Source organism: Paenibacillus arenosi (assembly GCF_014841135.1).
Classification (GTDB): Bacteria; Bacillota; Bacilli; order Paenibacillales; family Paenibacillaceae; genus Paenibacillus_B; species Paenibacillus_B arenosi.
Window position 1 is genome coordinate 199,783 of record NZ_JACYTN010000003.1, and the last position, 14,511, is coordinate 214,293.

15 protein-coding genes are annotated in these 14,511 nt (G+C 43.7%); 8 read left to right on the plus strand and 7 right to left on the minus strand.

Translation table 11 applies throughout. The annotated features are described in order from the left end of the window. Positions 1-76 precede the first annotated feature (76 nt). Positions 77-706, minus strand: coding sequence for a LysE family transporter (locus IFO66_RS06890; protein ID WP_192024666.1), 630 nt, complete (start codon positions 704-706; stop codon positions 77-79). A gap of 185 nt (positions 707-891) precedes the next feature. Further along, the gene (locus IFO66_RS06895) at positions 892-2,268 is read right to left on the minus strand and encodes a carboxypeptidase-like regulatory domain-containing protein (protein ID WP_192024430.1); all 1,377 of its coding nucleotides are present in this window, start codon (positions 2,266-2,268) and stop codon (positions 892-894) included. 173 nt (positions 2,269-2,441) lie between these two features. Between IFO66_RS06895 and IFO66_RS06900 the strand changes: the two genes are divergently transcribed. Continuing rightward, on the plus strand, positions 2,442-3,617 hold the full coding sequence (locus IFO66_RS06900; protein ID WP_192024431.1) for a DUF418 domain-containing protein: 1,176 nt from the start codon (positions 2,442-2,444) through the stop codon (positions 3,615-3,617). A 219-nt stretch (positions 3,618-3,836) separates the two neighbouring features. On the opposite strand, the gene IFO66_RS06905 is transcribed toward IFO66_RS06900, so the two are convergent. Both IFO66_RS06905 and IFO66_RS06910 read right to left on the minus strand, forming a co-directional pair. After that, positions 3,837-4,526 carry a tropomyosin gene (locus IFO66_RS06905; protein ID WP_192024432.1) on the minus strand — a complete coding sequence of 230 codons (690 nt, stop codon included), beginning with the start codon at positions 4,524-4,526 and terminating at the stop codon, positions 3,837-3,839. Between the two features lie 345 nt (positions 4,527-4,871). Continuing rightward, positions 4,872-5,684: a lipoate--protein ligase family protein gene (locus IFO66_RS06910; RefSeq protein ID WP_225445587.1), complete on the minus strand. Its 813-nt coding sequence runs from the start codon at positions 5,682-5,684 to the stop codon at positions 4,872-4,874. Between the two features lie 553 nt (positions 5,685-6,237). Here IFO66_RS06910 and IFO66_RS06915 point away from each other — a divergent pair. From IFO66_RS06915 to IFO66_RS06925, 3 genes are all read left to right on the plus strand, one after another. After that, positions 6,238-7,020 (plus strand): TerC family protein, encoded by a 783-nt coding sequence (locus tag IFO66_RS06915; protein ID WP_028593979.1) that lies wholly within the window; start codon positions 6,238-6,240, stop codon positions 7,018-7,020. A gap of 235 nt (positions 7,021-7,255) precedes the next feature. Beyond that, a complete protein-coding gene (locus tag IFO66_RS06920; protein WP_192024433.1) occupies positions 7,256-7,564 on the plus strand; it encodes an antibiotic biosynthesis monooxygenase in 309 nt (102 codons plus the stop codon). A gap of 102 nt (positions 7,565-7,666) precedes the next feature. Further along, complete coding sequence (locus IFO66_RS06925) at positions 7,667-8,386, plus strand: 3-ketoacyl-ACP reductase (RefSeq protein WP_192024668.1); 720 nt, start codon at positions 7,667-7,669, stop codon at positions 8,384-8,386. Between the two features lie 95 nt (positions 8,387-8,481). On the opposite strand, the gene IFO66_RS06930 is transcribed toward IFO66_RS06925, so the two are convergent. Beyond that, positions 8,482-8,841, minus strand: a complete 360-nt coding sequence (locus tag IFO66_RS06930) for a winged helix-turn-helix transcriptional regulator (RefSeq protein ID WP_192024434.1) — start codon at positions 8,839-8,841, stop codon at positions 8,482-8,484. Positions 8,842-9,016: 175 nt separating this feature from the next. Between IFO66_RS06930 and IFO66_RS06935 the strand changes: the two genes are divergently transcribed. From IFO66_RS06935 to IFO66_RS24070, 4 genes are all read left to right on the plus strand, one after another. Further along, positions 9,017-9,616, plus strand: a complete 600-nt coding sequence (locus IFO66_RS06935; protein ID WP_192024435.1) for a nitroreductase family protein — start codon at positions 9,017-9,019, stop codon at positions 9,614-9,616. A gap of 184 nt (positions 9,617-9,800) precedes the next feature. After that, on the plus strand, positions 9,801-10,748 hold the full coding sequence (locus IFO66_RS06940) for a 1,4-dihydroxy-2-naphthoate polyprenyltransferase (RefSeq protein WP_192024436.1): 948 nt from the start codon (positions 9,801-9,803) through the stop codon (positions 10,746-10,748). 211 nt (positions 10,749-10,959) lie between these two features. Continuing rightward, the gene (locus IFO66_RS06945; RefSeq protein WP_192024437.1) at positions 10,960-12,225 is read left to right on the plus strand and encodes a helix-turn-helix domain-containing protein; all 1,266 of its coding nucleotides are present in this window, start codon (positions 10,960-10,962) and stop codon (positions 12,223-12,225) included. Positions 12,226-12,243: 18 nt separating this feature from the next. After that, positions 12,244-12,375 carry a hypothetical protein gene (locus tag IFO66_RS24070; RefSeq protein WP_273015120.1) on the plus strand — a complete coding sequence of 44 codons (132 nt, stop codon included), beginning with the start codon at positions 12,244-12,246 and terminating at the stop codon, positions 12,373-12,375. A gap of 71 nt (positions 12,376-12,446) precedes the next feature. On the opposite strand, the gene IFO66_RS06950 is transcribed toward IFO66_RS24070, so the two are convergent. Continuing rightward, positions 12,447-13,457: a FecCD family ABC transporter permease gene (locus IFO66_RS06950; RefSeq protein WP_192024438.1), complete on the minus strand. Its 1,011-nt coding sequence runs from the start codon at positions 13,455-13,457 to the stop codon at positions 12,447-12,449. After that, positions 13,450-14,478: a FecCD family ABC transporter permease gene (locus tag IFO66_RS06955; RefSeq protein WP_225445588.1), complete on the minus strand. Its 1,029-nt coding sequence runs from the start codon at positions 14,476-14,478 to the stop codon at positions 13,450-13,452. The genes IFO66_RS06950 and IFO66_RS06955 overlap by 8 nt, the downstream gene beginning before the upstream one ends. Between the last annotated feature and the right edge of the window lie 33 nt (positions 14,479-14,511).

Here is a 14,511-nt window from a genome sequence, read left to right on the forward strand (position 1 = left end):
CTACATCTTATGGAGTGGAGAGGAACTGGGTGACTGTCCCGATGAACAGTTGCAGAAAAGGGGGTCTCTCTGCTGTTTATCCGAATATAGACATGATTGCTTCTATACCGAAATAAATCCCAAAGCCAATAAGGGATAGTCCGGATAGCAGGGAAATGATTTGCAATACCAGTGAGCTTCCATATCGATACAACGTACTGGCGAATCCTGCCATAATAAAGTCCCATAATAAAATGCCGACGAAGATTCCCGCGCTATAAAATAAAATGTGCCCTACACCTTGTGATTCCACGGTTTTAGCTAATACAGCACCATAAATACCTAGCCAGAACAGTATGCTGAGAGGGCTGGCGATTGCCATTAGAAACCCCGATAGAAATGACTTAGAAGCTGGCTCAGCGCTGCGGTATTGCAGTGCATGCTGCTGTTGCTTTACGTTCATAAGGGTCTCAATACCGGTATACATAAGGACAAAGAAGCCGAAGGACCACAGAAAGGTTTGCATAAACGGTGTAGTGAGAAAGTGAGCAACCCCAAAATAAATAAGCAGCATAAAGATGAGATCTGCTACCATCGCGCCTAGGCCGACAAGCCAAGCGTGTAGGAAGCCGTATTTTGCGCCGCGCTCAAGCTGTGCAGCATTTACGGGACCAATCGGGGCTGATAGTGAAATGCCAAGAAATACATAGGTTAGAAATGCGTTCATAACGATCACTTCCCATCTCCTACAATAAGTGGTACAAAGTGTACAAGTCATCGTATGCATGGAATGATGGGGATAGACGTCATTTTAAGAAAAGAAAGGTCTTGAATATCCCTTGTACACAAGGAATAGCCAAGACCTTATCTCGTATGATTTAGTATGCAGTGTAAGTGTAGGATGAAATTAGCTTAGCCCGTCCAAATAGAGTACGCCCAATGGTAAAGGGAGGTATCATTTGAGTTTAACGAGTTTCCGTTGTAGTAGACGCCAAGCGGGATAATATCAAAGTAGTGTGTGGATACCGTCACAGGTGAGCTGTATTGCCCAGCAGCTGGTTGTACGCCGTTAATTGTAACTGTAAAGGCACCACTCGGGCCTGTAGTTGTACTTGCTTGATAAACTTTATTATTGATGACGGTCTGGAAAGCGACGGTGATAGGCGCGTTGAAGGCAGGTGCGCCAGAAGCATCATAAGCAGTACCTGAAATCGTTATGGAATTTTTAAATCTCCATTTCGAGCCATACCCATAATTAATGCGTTGTCCAGCATTGATATCGGATATTGTGCTAATGTGAGAAATAGTTACGCTCGTAGGTGCCTTAAACTCGGTAATGGCTAAGTTGTATGTTTTTGTAGCATCAAAGCCAGATAAGGATTGCACACGAACATAATAAGTACCTGCTGCCAAATTGGCGATGAGATCCTGATTCGTATTTTGATTAATCGTTCCTATAGATTGCAAGTTCTGATTGAATATTTGAGCTTGGTAATTCGTATTAGGGGCCGTATTGTTAAACTTGAGGCGGAATGACTTCTGCGCTGTGACGGTAAGTTTGATCCAATCCTCGTCAAATAAGTTATCGATTGTTTGGTTTACATTGATGCCATTGGTAAGCGGTTTAGCTTTCCAGACGTTGTCATCAGGCTCGGCGCTATCATAGACAGGAGACTCTTGAATCGTAAACAAATAAGGATTGACTGCATCGAAGCCTGTTTGTGCGTTAACAGCTACATAATAGATGCCAGCTGGAGCAATGCGGCTTAATAGCTCGTTTGTATTTGGACCATAGGAGGAGATTTCTTGTTCAACTAAGTTATAAGTAGTCGTATCCAAGCGGAATAAGTGCAAGTTGTAATCGACAGCTGTATTTTGTACGGTTTGCAAATAGACGGTTAGCTTTCCAGGATTGGTCGTTTGGAACGTATACCAGCGTTGACCGTTCGCTTCAGCGATTGTATCGGAATAGACAACGGAAGTGACAACAGGAATTGCAGTGTTTGGATTGTTGTGTATGGCAGATGGTGTTGGATTCGTAGTAGCTAGTGGGGGTTCTGTCGTTAATGTAGATGCTATCGTAGGTGTGGATGATGCTTGTTGAGCTTGATGAAGTTGAAGCTTGTCCTGCTGAAGATGATCCGGTACGGCATGTAGCTCAGGTGAAGTGGTATTCAAGGTAGCCTGTGGAATACTAGGAGCAGCTGTGCTTGGGCCATGTGGCCATAATACACTACCTAGTAAAGCGATGGACATCATGAGTGGACCGAATAACGAACCTTTTCTCATATAATCACCCTTCCTATTAAGTTGGTCACCTTACATCTTTTATATTCCATCTTTTTCTACTTGTTCGCAATAGGTTAATTGAAATTTAATAATAGATGGCTTTATTTTTGTCTTTTTGATGAAATATAGTGGCAGGATAGGTTGTTATGCATCTTAAGTGAGGAGGAGATACATTGTCCACGCAAATACAGAAAAGTAAGCGGATCGATACGATGGATATTATCCGGGGATTTGCGATTATCGGTATTTTTATCGTTAACTTTCCAGAGATGGTTGGTAGCGGTGTTTTATTTTATGATACGGCATTTGGCTCAGATGCGGTAGTAAGATGGTTGTATGACTTATTTATTCAAACGAAGTTTTATACGATCTTTGCCTTTTTATTCGGAGCGGGTTTCCATCTCTTTATGAAAAGTGCAGAGAATCGGGGGCTATCTGCAAATAAGCTGATGAGCAGACGTCTATTCCTTCTATTCGTAGTAGGCGTTGCTCATGTCGTGCTGCTATGGATTGGGGACATTCTAAATACGTACGCATTGGCGGGTTTGTTGCTACTCCTTTTTTATAAGCGTTCATCAAAGACGCTCATCGTCTGGAGCTTGGTTATGTTGAGTATATTCAACGGCTTACTAGCATTGACGGCGTTCATACCTGCTGATCAATATGCCGATGTGAGTGTACTTCTGCCGCATGTACCCAATATGAGTGAGAGGTTGACTTTCTTCCTTACAATTGGCTTGCCGAATAGCTTGTTAATGCTGCTTGATATCGTAAGCTGTGCCTTGATAGGGATGTTTGCAGCACGTCAAGGCTGGTTCCAGCCTCGTGAAGAGCAGAGAAAGAACATACGAATGGTGCAGTGGAGCGCACTTATTTTAACAGGGTTGTTGTTTATTCCTATGGTGCAAGTGTTTATGTCTAGCCCAAGTGCGTATCAACCTTCGGACGTAACGTTCTATACGCATGTAACAGGGAAAGCATTAGCGGTGTTCTATGTGTGTACATTGCTGCGGCTCGTGGTACGTTATGGGGTGAAACCTTTCCAAGGGTTGTCTGCATTAGGTCGGATGGCATTTACCAACTATTTGATGCAAACCATCATCACGATGGGGGTACTGCACTTCATTTGGCAAGATGCTGGGGATGCTCCTCTGTGGACGGGGGCAATATTTGCTCTTGTTGTGGTGTCGTTACAAATATTATTTAGCCGCTGGTGGCTACGTCGTTACAACATGGGTCCGCTGGAATGGCTGTGGCGTGCGGGGACGTATGGAGGCTTTAGCCCGTTGCGACGTGCAGTACTTGGTAAGGAAACCGTACAGTCCAGTACAGAGAGTAGCTCGTCTTAGTTTTTAGCTGTATATTTTAGATATGCAAATGAAATAGCCATCCTCTTTGTAAGTATCGCGTAGTATGTGCGGGATATTGTAAGAGGATGGCTATTTTTACTTTTATAGTTTCATAAGTATATGGTTATTGGATGAAGTAGTAATTAGTAAGTTTGTTAGAGTTGATTGGTTAATCATGGTGAAGTGTTGTAAACAATGTCCTCGGGCTTTGTGCTTGCATTAATTATCAAGGTTGGACAAATGCTCAGTCTTCGCTTGGAGTCTGGTCGTTCTGGCACTTAACACATCAATCACATGGTCGGTTTCCTCTTGCCGCTCGTTGATTTCGGTCACATTGGAATCAACTACTTTCAAGAGTGCAAGCACATCCTCTTGCTGCTGCTGTTCAATACGATTTGTAGTTTCTTTGATTACAGTAATGTCTAGCTCCATATTAGTCACTTTGGATTCGATGCTGTCTATTCTTGACTCTATATTAGTCACTTTGGATTCGATGTTATCCATTCTTGACTCTATATTAGTCACTTTGGATTCGATGTTGTCTATTCTTGACTCTATATTAGTCACTTTGGATTCGATGTTATCCATTCTTGACTCTATATTAGTCACTTTGGATTCGATGTTGTCTATTCTTGACTCCATATTGGTCATTGTGGATTCGATGTTGTCCATTCTTGACTCTATATTGGTCATTTTGAACTCCATGCGGTCCATTCGCGACTCCATGCCGTTCATTCTGGATTCCAGGCCATCAACTTTAGTTTCGATGGTATCTATTTTAGTTTCAATGGTGCCTACCTTAGTTTGGATATTACCTACTTGAGTTTCAATGGTACCTACAGTAGAATGCAGACCTTCCACTTGAGTCTTAATTTGCAGCAAAATATCCATGACTTGATTGTTTTCCACGTTCGTTCCTCCTCAAAATTTGATGAATCAATAATGTTGTAAAAGTACGTACCGGAAATAACAAATAATAGGGTCGGTCTTCCTCAACATCATGCTCAAATCATGAATTGGAACCGTGACATTAGTTTACTTGGATCTTCGGTGATCTTCAACATGAAAGCCGATCTTTTTACATTTTGTTTTTTTATGTTTTTTTGCTGAGCTGAGTATCCTTTTTATTAAATGCTAGATCACTTCGTTTAATGGAAAATGAGCTTCGAAGTTACCCTTTTTTCTTTTTAAAAGTTCTCTTGTTCGAACTCCATGCTGTTGTTCGAATAAGAGACTGGGTTGCTGCTACAACCGCTACGATTGAATCGCGTAGCGGCTGCGCAGCTTTAGAGCCATCTCCCGAACTTGCGCAGGTTCGGGGAGATGGAAAGTGGATGCCGCATCGGCAATCGCCTGTGGAGATTGCTGTTCACGGATGACGCGTTTCACCGCGTCCGTGAACGCTTGCGCGGCATCCGGGCCGAGCCCAGTGAGCTCGGCCAAGCTCGCGGTGCTGTCCGCTACCACCAGTGGGTGGTCGGACGGCGTAGCACCGCTAACAGCGGCTCGGTCGTAGAAGTCGCGCACCAATTGGGCGCGCGACTGCCCCGAGCCGGCGGCGATCACGAAGGCTTGGACGATAAAGGCCTTCGTCTGTCGCCGCTGCGCGATGCCGCAAAACTTCAGCCCGTCGATACTCAGGTCGTAATCGCCCGGGCAAAAAGCCCCTGCGATCTCGCCTTTAGCGACTCGCTCGCCCTGCGCTTGCAGCGCAAGCTGAATCAGCTTGTACATCCGCTCAAAATCGTCGTGGAAATGACGATCGCTCAAATCCGCCTTCGGCAGAATGAGCGAAACGTTCACGACACCAAGATCGAGCGGAACCGCTGCTCCGCCAGAATGGCGCACGGCAGTAGACATGCCTTGTCCCTGTAACCAGCGCTCCGCCTCAGCTGCCTGCGGCAGACGGCTATCGCGCAAGCCCATAATAAATGCCGCTGGATGCCGCCATAGATGGCAAATTGGCGGTCCACCCTCCCCCGTATGGCGGCATAGCAGCTCGTCCAGCGCAAAGGAGTAGAGTGAATCAGGCTCCTCAATTTCATGGGTGCGATCAAGCAGCAGCATATTGGAAAATGCCTTGCCGAGTTCATTACATTTATTTGTAGGCGTAGTATGGCTACTATTCATAGAAGTCATCATAGACAGTCCTCACATTGTTTACATTAGGAAAAGATTATACCCATCGTAGCATGGGTTGATACAGGTCACAATCCCTATAATTGAGATAAAAAATTGGAGAAATATAAATTATATAGAAGAAAACAAAAGAGAAATAGAGTATATATACTGTTATAGCTATTAATTGTTGTATTTCTCCTAATTATCGATATAAACAGTTGATTTTCATGTTTTCCATTTTTTAATCCCGTGATATAATACTCGTAATAGTAAAGGGGAGTAGCTCCGTAATAAAGTCGTCATTACGTGACCTTAGGGTCTCCGGCTTTATTCACAACGTTGGACGTTGTTGCGAGACCTTTGCCAATCGGTGAAGGCGTATCCTCTTGGAATACGTACGTGTGCTGCCTTCACCGCCGTATGAACGGGGTGGAGGTTTTTATATGCCTTCACATTGGTTACATCTAATACATGTATGATTGACAAAGGAGGAGTTACAATGGATGTTGGTTTGTTGTTACAGTACGGCTGGGTATTGCTCGTACTCATCGCGCTCGAAGGTATTTTAGCAGCGGATAATGCACTCGTTATTTCAATTATGGTTAAACACTTGCCTGAGAAAGAGAGAAAGAAGGCGCTCTTCTACGGCTTGGCTGGAGCGTTTGTATTCCGCTTCGGTTCCTTGTTCGTCATTTCCTACTTGGCAAATGTGTGGCAAGTACAAGCGATAGGCGCAGCGTATCTTCTCTTTATATCGATAAGCTTCATGGTGAAGAGGTACGTGCTTAAGAAAGACAGTCATCAGAAGGACGTAAAGGAAAAGCAAGAGAACTTCTGGGTTACGGTATTAAAAGTAGAGTTGGCAGACCTTGCGTTCGCGGTTGATGCAATCTTGGCGGCAGTAGCGCTTGCGATTACATTGCCGACGACGAGCTTGCCTCCAATTGGCGGCATGGATGGTGGACACTTCCTCGTTATTTTGGCAGGCGGTATCATCGGACTTGTCATCATGCGTTTCGCAGCATCTTATTTCACGACATTGCTTCTAAAGCGCCCTGGCTTGGAAACAGCTGCATTCCTTATCGTAGGATGGGTAGGCGTGAAGTTGACAGTATCTACGCTTTCACACCCTGATATCGGTGTATTGGCGAAGACATTCCCGAAAGACCCAGTATGGAAGCTTATCTTCTGGGGTGTCATGATTACTATCGCTGTAGCTGGCTGGTTCATGTCGAAGGAGAAAGTTGTCCCTAACAATGAAGCAACAGCGCATCATTCATAAATAAAGGTAAGGAACAAATAACTACGAGGTCTGCACGTATGAAGTGAGAAGCCTGCAAAGGAAGCTCATTTGTATACGTGCAGACCTTTTTACTTTTGAAGATACGGAACTATCTAACAATGGCATCCATCTTCAGGCGAGGATTGGTACTAAGGGCTTGTTTCTACTATAATAAATGAGGTAAGCTAACGTGCACTTGTTCATGCAAGTATTAGATTGTATAGGAGGAGAAGCGATGTTTGTCGTAACGAACACTATTCGAATCATGGCGGGACATGGAAAACAGGTGGCAGAACGCTTTGCTGCAGGGCGAGGTGTACAGCAGATGCCTGGCTTTATACGATTGGAAGTATGGCTTGGCGAAGGTAAGGAAGGGGAAGAAGAGCTTAAAGTATGTACCTTGTGGGAAAATGAAGAGTCTTTCCGCAATTGGACGTCGAGCGAATCTTTCCGTGAATCCCATCGCGGTGGTGGAGAATCGAAGCAGTACATGCTCGGAGCTTCATTAAATAAGTATGAAATGGTCGTTTCCAGTCAAGCATAGCACTGTGGCTACACTTCAACATAGAAGCATTCGGAATCGTATTTCATAGAGCAGGACAACAACATCGAGTATAGGCATCAGAGTCAGAAGGAGAGAATAATGATGGAATTTAAAAATAAAGTAGCTCTTATTACAGGTGCAGGTAAAGGGATCGGCAAAGCGATTGCTCACGCACTTGCTAAGGAAGGCACGAATCTTGGACTTATCGCTCGTACAAGTGCGGATTTGGAGAAACTTCAAGCTGAGCTTCAAGAACAGTACGGTATCCGTGTAAGCATCGTGTCGGCAGACATTGCGAACCAAGAATCGGTTGATCAAGCGGTTGCTGCGCTCGTAGGAGAGCTGGGCCAAGTAGATATCCTCATCAATAACGCAGGTACTGCTACGTTCGGTACGCTTGTGGATATGGATCCAAAAGAATGGGAGCGTATTATTCAAGTTAACTTGATGGGTACGTACTATGTAACTCGTGCAGTGCTCCCTCATATGATCGGCCAAAACAGCGGTAATATCATTAACGTTGCTTCTACAGCTGGTGAGCGCGGCTTCGCGACAGGTTCTGCTTATAATGCGTCCAAGTTCGCGGTTATGGGGATGACAGAAGCGCTTATGCAAGAAGTGCGTAAGTTCAACATCCGCGTTACAGCTCTTACACCAAGTACGGTAAATACAGAGCTAGCAACAAATGCTGGCCTTAAAATTGGTGACGAGGATCGCATGATGCAGCCTGAAGATGTTGCTGAACTTGCACTTGCTACATTGAAGCTTCCTGCGCGTGTATTCGTGAAAACAGCAGGAATTTGGACGACAAACCCTCAGTAATACGTATCCGTCCACGCTATAGGCGTATGCATAGCTATAGCGTTAGAAAAAACAGCCTTAGTTCGGGATTCAACCGAGCCAAGGCTGTTTTGCGTTTATTGGTTGTTGTTAAAGGTAGACTGATCTTTGTTCAGCTGTCGTTCGAGATGGGCATTTCCCCATTCATGCATGAGATGAAGAACAGGCTGAAGTGTCATCCCATATTCCGTAATCGAGTATTCCACGCGTGGGGGAACTACCGGGTATACGACGCGCAGGATGATTTCTTGTTCTTCCAATTCTCGCAGCTGTGTAGTCAATGTTTTCGTAGTAATACCTGTAAGAGCACGTTGGAGATCACTGAAGCGCTTCGTACCACCAAACATCAAGTGCATGATGATGAGGGGCTTCCATTTTCCAATCAAAATATGAAGCGTATTATCGACTTTGCATAGATCAGGATTTTTCTTCTCCATGCCTATCCCCCTATAAGTATCTTTTAAGATACTTTATATCTTCAAAGTGCGTAATTTACATTATTTATTATAGAGATATAATAAAGAAAGTGAAACAAGGCTATATAAAAGTAAGTATATATAAAAAACATATTTTTATTTGAAGAGAAATTTACAAGCAGAGGAGAATATTAAAATGAGCAAAGATCTATTGAAAGCATTGAAGGAAAGACGCAGCATTTATGGAATTAGCAAGGACCATGTCGTATCGGATACACGCATTGAAGAGTTGGTTGCTGAAGCGGTACAACATACACCATCCGCATTTAATTCTCAAAGCGCGCGTGTTGTTGTATTGCTTGGAGAGCAGCATGATAAGCTGTGGAATTTGACAGAGGATGCGCTGCGCAAAGTCGTTCCCGCTGAGAACTTTACACCGACAAAAGAGAAAATGGACGCTTTCCGTAGTGGTTATGGTACAGTTCTCTTCTTTGAGGATGAGACGGTTGTTAAAGGGCTGCAAGAACAGTTTGCTCTATACAGTGACAACTTCCCAATCTGGTCGCAACAATCTAGCGGTATGCTTCAATTTGTTGTATGGACGTTATTAGATGCAGAAGGTTTCGGAGCAACGCTGCAGCATTACAACCCACTTATAGACGCTGGAATTGCTGAGGAATGGAACATTCCATCTACATGGAAGCTAACAGGACAAATGCCATTTGGTAAGCCAACCGTTACAGCAGGTGAGAAAGCATTCCAGCCGCTAGATAGCCGTCTTAAAGTGTTTAAATAAGTTGTATATCTTATAGTACGCATTTAATCAAGACATTCGTTCCTACGTCGGGGGCGAGTGTCTTTGTTTTTTTACATCATAGAAATAGATAAAATTTGTGATAAATATCCTAGTCGGTACCTCCTGTTTTCTTATACAATCGCTGTATTTATTGGTATGACGATTACAAAAGAGGGGTAGTACTATGACGTTTCAAAGCTTTTTACAAGTAGTAGAACTAAGAACGAAGGCCGCGAGTATGATTCCATTTGCAATAGGAAGCTTATATGCCTTGTATCGATTTGAACAATTCCAAATCGATCATTTTTTGCTGATGCTCGCTTCACTACTGGCATTTGACATGGCTACGACGGCTATTAACAATTATGGTGACTATAAAAAGGCCGTGAAGCGGAACGGCTACGGCTATGAAGTGCATAATGCAATCGTCCGGCATCAGCTGAGCGAGCGGAGTGTTCTTTTACTTATCTACATATTGTTATCGATAGCTATAATGGCAGGCTTTACGTTGTTTCTGAAGACAAATCTGTTAGTTCTACTGTTAGGAGGCCTTTCCTTCCTCGTTGGTTTTTGGTATTCACTAGGTCCGATTCCCATTTCTCGAATGCCCCTTGGTGAGCTGTTCTCAGGACTGTTTATGGGCTCCGTTATCATCTTTATCTCTGCTTATGTACATGTAGAACCTGCTCAACTGGCGGGTATCATTTGGGAGAATGGGCATGTTTATTTGGACATTAATGTGAAAGAGATTCTGCTCGTGTTTCTAATCTCTATTCCAACAGTTTTGACGATCGGCAACATTATGCTGGCCAACAACATTTGCGATAAAGATGAGGATATCGAGAATAAACGTTATACATTGCCTGTTTATATTGGCAAGGAGTCTGCGCTTACTCTGTTCCGTAATGCTTATTATTTCTCCTATCTTGATCTGATTGTGCTGTTCGTACTTGGCATCCATCCGCTGATCGTCTTGCCTGTCCTGTTGACAATTGTTCCACTTCGCAAGCGGATAACTGTATTTATGCAGGACTGCTCGAAAGAACGGACATTTGGCTTAGTGGTCAAAAATTTCATTCAATTAAATGCAGCACGCATTCTTGTGTTCATAGTGGCAATTGTAGTGCAGTAGTGCCATGAACAACAATTCGACAATGCCTGCTATATATGTGAGTTGGTTGCGAGATTTGCAAAAACATGGTACTCTAAAAATTAGCAAAAAAAGGATGTATTAGGTATGGTATAACGTTTATCGTTTGCCTACTTTCTTATAGAATCGTGGCATAGGCATAATTGATTACTCAATGTGCGCAATTTGCTAAAGGGAGGTAGAGTGATCCAGTATGACCGTACTGTCATTAGCTGACTTGATTCAACAATATAGGCTAAAGTCTAACCTAACCCTTTCGGAGCTTGCCAGAAGAGCAAATATCAATAAAGGGACCATTTCAAAGATTGAGAATAGAGAAGTGAAAAGGCCAGATTTCAAGACAATAGCCTTGATTGCATCTCTGCTGGATATCCCATTTGATGAATATGTGGAATGCTATATGGAAGTAGAGCGACGGGCTTCCGTGTTGTGGAGCCTGCTGGAAGAGGCTATAGCAAGCTCCCAGTCGAACTCCATCATTCGCAAAATCGCAACCAAGTTTCTCGAAACGGAACAAGAAGACAGTTATGATTTGGTTGAGCAACTATTTACAACTACCGCTTCTTTACACGACACCTCGTTAAAGCTTCTCTTGTACACGCTTATCGTAAAATACTCACGAAGTCATGGCATCATGGTTTACATCGCTAAAGGACTGTATCAACAATATTGTATTGAAAGAAATGATTTCAGTAATCTACAGGAAACCTATCAATTTGGTAAGTATATTTTGAACTATGTTGATCTTTTATCGAAGCAAGAGCGAATAGAAGTGTACTATAAGTTGGCCGTTCATGCTTTTACGCTGCGCTTATATCAGGATTGTGTGGATTTTTGTACGGTAATCATTCAAGAGGATGATAAAGAGAGCAAATTGTATATACACGCGATTGGTATTCTACGGTTCTCTTATTTCTATTTGAACGATTATGAACGATCTGAGCAGTATATGGAAAAATATCAGGCATATGAACATACAAGGGCCGCTGATAACGATAAATTGCTAGAGGCGATGCTTCATGCTAAGAGGGGTGATGTGGAGCGGGCTATTACGCAATTTGATCAATGTTTACAAACGTGCAGTAAGGATTTTATTGTACATGTTGTAACGGAATATATAGCGCTATATTTGAGTATGGATGATGTAGAGGAAGCCGGTCGGCTTCTATCTATGGAAGAAACCATTCTGGGTATTTCATATACGACACCGATGGAGTTTAATGAGGTAGCTAGCTTCTATAGACTCAAAGGAGATTATTTTGTAAAGACCAATCAACTAGAAGATGCAGCTAACAGCTATATGCAAAGTGCATTGACCTATGCACGAATTAATGATGTTCAAAATGAGCGACAATGCATGCGCTTATTATTTAAGCTATTGCGGCAAGATACTCAATTCAAAGATGTTTCAACCATAATAGAAATAGAACAATTTTATGAGCGAGTGTGCTCTGTATAACGAGTGGAGGATCATACTGTGAAAAAACGAAGTGCCGTTTTAGTAGTTCTAGCGTGTGTTATATTCTTTTCCTTTTCGGTTCATGTAGAGGCTGCCAATACATCAGGAGGCGGTTTCCCATGGGAAGAAGTAACGAATGCTAGTAACTAGTAGGTTATCGACAGCAGTGGCACGTTCGTTGCAGGAATAGGAAACGGCAATCCTGCTGTCGATATTACTAATTATCGTACTCGTCGCTGACGACGTAATAGATATAAGAAGTATGGAGCGCCGATAGCGGCTGTAATTAAGCCTGCTGGCAGTTCTACCGGTGGAAGTATTGCTCTGCCTAGGGTGTCGGCACTCATAACTAAGATTGCACCAATAAGGGCAGACACTGGTAGTAGAACGTCGTGTTTGGCTCCTACCAGCTGTCTAGCAATATGTGGTGCAATGAGCCCAACGAAGCCAATAGACCCGACTACCGCAACAGATGCGCCTGCCAGTGCAACAGCTATCGCTACCAACATTAACCGTAAGCGTTGTACATGCTCTCCTAGTCCTGCTGCCATTTCATCACCTAAACTTAGCACATCCAGCTTGCGGGCTGTCGTAAAAGCTAGTGGAATGAGCAGTAGCAGCCACGGCAATACCGTCATGACATCATCCCAGCCACGTCCCCATACACTTCCGGTTAACCAGATGAGTGCTGCATTAACGTCTACAGGATGTTTTACCATTAAATATTGAATACCAGCATCGCACATAGCTCCAAGTGCAATACCTGTCAACGCCAGTGTAGTTGGTTTTGCTCCGCGCTTATATACAAATATAAATAACAATACAGCGACAATCGCAGCTCCTGTGAATGCGGCAATCGGCAGAGCGATAATGGGGGCCGCAGGCAATAAAATAATCGTGATCGACGCGGCTAGTCCAGCCCCTTTCGTAATGCCTATCACATCGGGTGAAGCTAATGGGTTGCGGAGTACGCCTTGCAATATAGATCCTGATATCGCTAATCCAGCCCCGACAAGTAAAGATAGCACCACGCGAGGTGCACGATATTTTTCAACAATAAAGCTACCCTCTGTGTGTTGACCAAATAGGGTTAATACTACCTGATCTAAAGGGATAAACACAGCTCCGACAGCTAAACTGATCACAGCAATGATGAGTAGGGCAGCACAAAGGGAAAAGACGACAATTGTTTTTTGATGAGCAGGTTTGTCTGATATAGTGCGTTTACTCATGGCTCTTTCCACCTTTATAAGCTAAATACAAGAAAAATGGAGTTCCCAGCATAGCTGTTACAATACCTATCGGTGATTCGTAAGGGTATGCGATGTATCGGGAAATGATATCGGCATAAATAAGCAGCACAGCACCGAATAGAGCAGAGCAGGGCAGTACGTAGCGATAATCGGAACCGACCATCAAGCGAACAATATGTGGGACAAGCAGTCCAACGAAGCCAATAGGTCCTGCAACCGCTACTGAGCAGCCTGCCAATATGATGACGAGCAATCCTCCGAAGCCCCGAATGAAACCGACTCGAGCTCCCAGGCTGCGCGCCATATCATCGCCCATGCTTAACATCGTAAGGGAGCGGGATAGAAGAAAAGCGCCCACCAGTCCAATTATAGACCATGGCAGCAGTATTTTAAGATGATTCCAGTTCCGATTCTCGATGGCGCCGACAAGCCAATAAAGGACGCTGTCAGTCGTATTTTCATTGAACATAATAAGTCCCTGTGTAAGGGAGGATAAGAAAAAATGCACCGTCATTCCTGCAATAGCTAAATAGGCAGGTCTGGCATTGCCGCCATCACTAATGTAGTAGACAATCAGCCCGCCAAGCGCTGCCCCTAAAAATGCAGAATATACAAGCTGCTGCTGAGTAAGTTGAGGGAGCAATACAGTTGATGAAACGACGATAAGTGACGCGCCTGCATTTACACCAAATACTTGCGGGTTGGCAAGAGGGTTACGCGTGATGGCTTGCATAATTGCACCTGCTACAGCAAGATTGGCGCCGATAAATACGGCTACAAGTACTCTTGGCAGGCGGATTTGCTGAACAATAAGGCTATCTTTAGAATGGTCTATAAAAAAAAGAGCCTGAATAACGGTGGATACGGAAATATCGGAAGTGCCGAGTGATACGTTTAGGAGTAAGCCCACACCAAACAAAATAACACCGAGCAGCAGTGTCATTAGAAATGCTAGCTTTCTTGAACGTTGATGCAGTGCTCCAAGCTGCTGATCTACCATATAGTCATCCTGTCTCCTTCTGTAAAATGTCAT

What these genes read in the sequence shown, in the direction of transcription:
- IFO66_RS06890 (WP_192024666.1), bottom strand. Translation starts at nt 706, where the DNA reads ATGAACGCATTTCTAACCTATGTATTTCTTGGCATTTCACTATCAGCC.
- IFO66_RS06895 (WP_192024430.1), bottom strand. Translation starts at nt 2,268, where the DNA reads ATGAGAAAAGGTTCGTTATTCGGTCCACTCATGATGTCCATCGCTTTA.
- IFO66_RS06910 (WP_225445587.1), bottom strand. Translation starts at nt 5,684, where the DNA reads ATGCTGCTGCTTGATCGCACCCATGAAATTGAGGAGCCTGATTCACTC.
- IFO66_RS06915 (WP_028593979.1), top strand. Translation starts at nt 6,238, where the DNA reads ATGGATGTTGGTTTGTTGTTACAGTACGGCTGGGTATTGCTCGTACTC.
- IFO66_RS06920 (WP_192024433.1), top strand. Translation starts at nt 7,256, where the DNA reads ATGTTTGTCGTAACGAACACTATTCGAATCATGGCGGGACATGGAAAA.
- IFO66_RS06925 (WP_192024668.1), top strand. Translation starts at nt 7,667, where the DNA reads ATGGAATTTAAAAATAAAGTAGCTCTTATTACAGGTGCAGGTAAAGGG.
- IFO66_RS06930 (WP_192024434.1), bottom strand. Translation starts at nt 8,841, where the DNA reads ATGGAGAAGAAAAATCCTGATCTATGCAAAGTCGATAATACGCTTCAT.
- IFO66_RS06935 (WP_192024435.1), top strand. Translation starts at nt 9,017, where the DNA reads ATGAGCAAAGATCTATTGAAAGCATTGAAGGAAAGACGCAGCATTTAT.
- IFO66_RS06940 (WP_192024436.1), top strand. Translation starts at nt 9,801, where the DNA reads ATGACGTTTCAAAGCTTTTTACAAGTAGTAGAACTAAGAACGAAGGCC.
- IFO66_RS06945 (WP_192024437.1), top strand. Translation starts at nt 10,960, where the DNA reads ATGACCGTACTGTCATTAGCTGACTTGATTCAACAATATAGGCTAAAG.
- IFO66_RS06950 (WP_192024438.1), bottom strand. Translation starts at nt 13,457, where the DNA reads ATGAGTAAACGCACTATATCAGACAAACCTGCTCATCAAAAAACAATT.
- IFO66_RS06955 (WP_225445588.1), bottom strand. Translation starts at nt 14,478, where the DNA reads ATGGTAGATCAGCAGCTTGGAGCACTGCATCAACGTTCAAGAAAGCTA.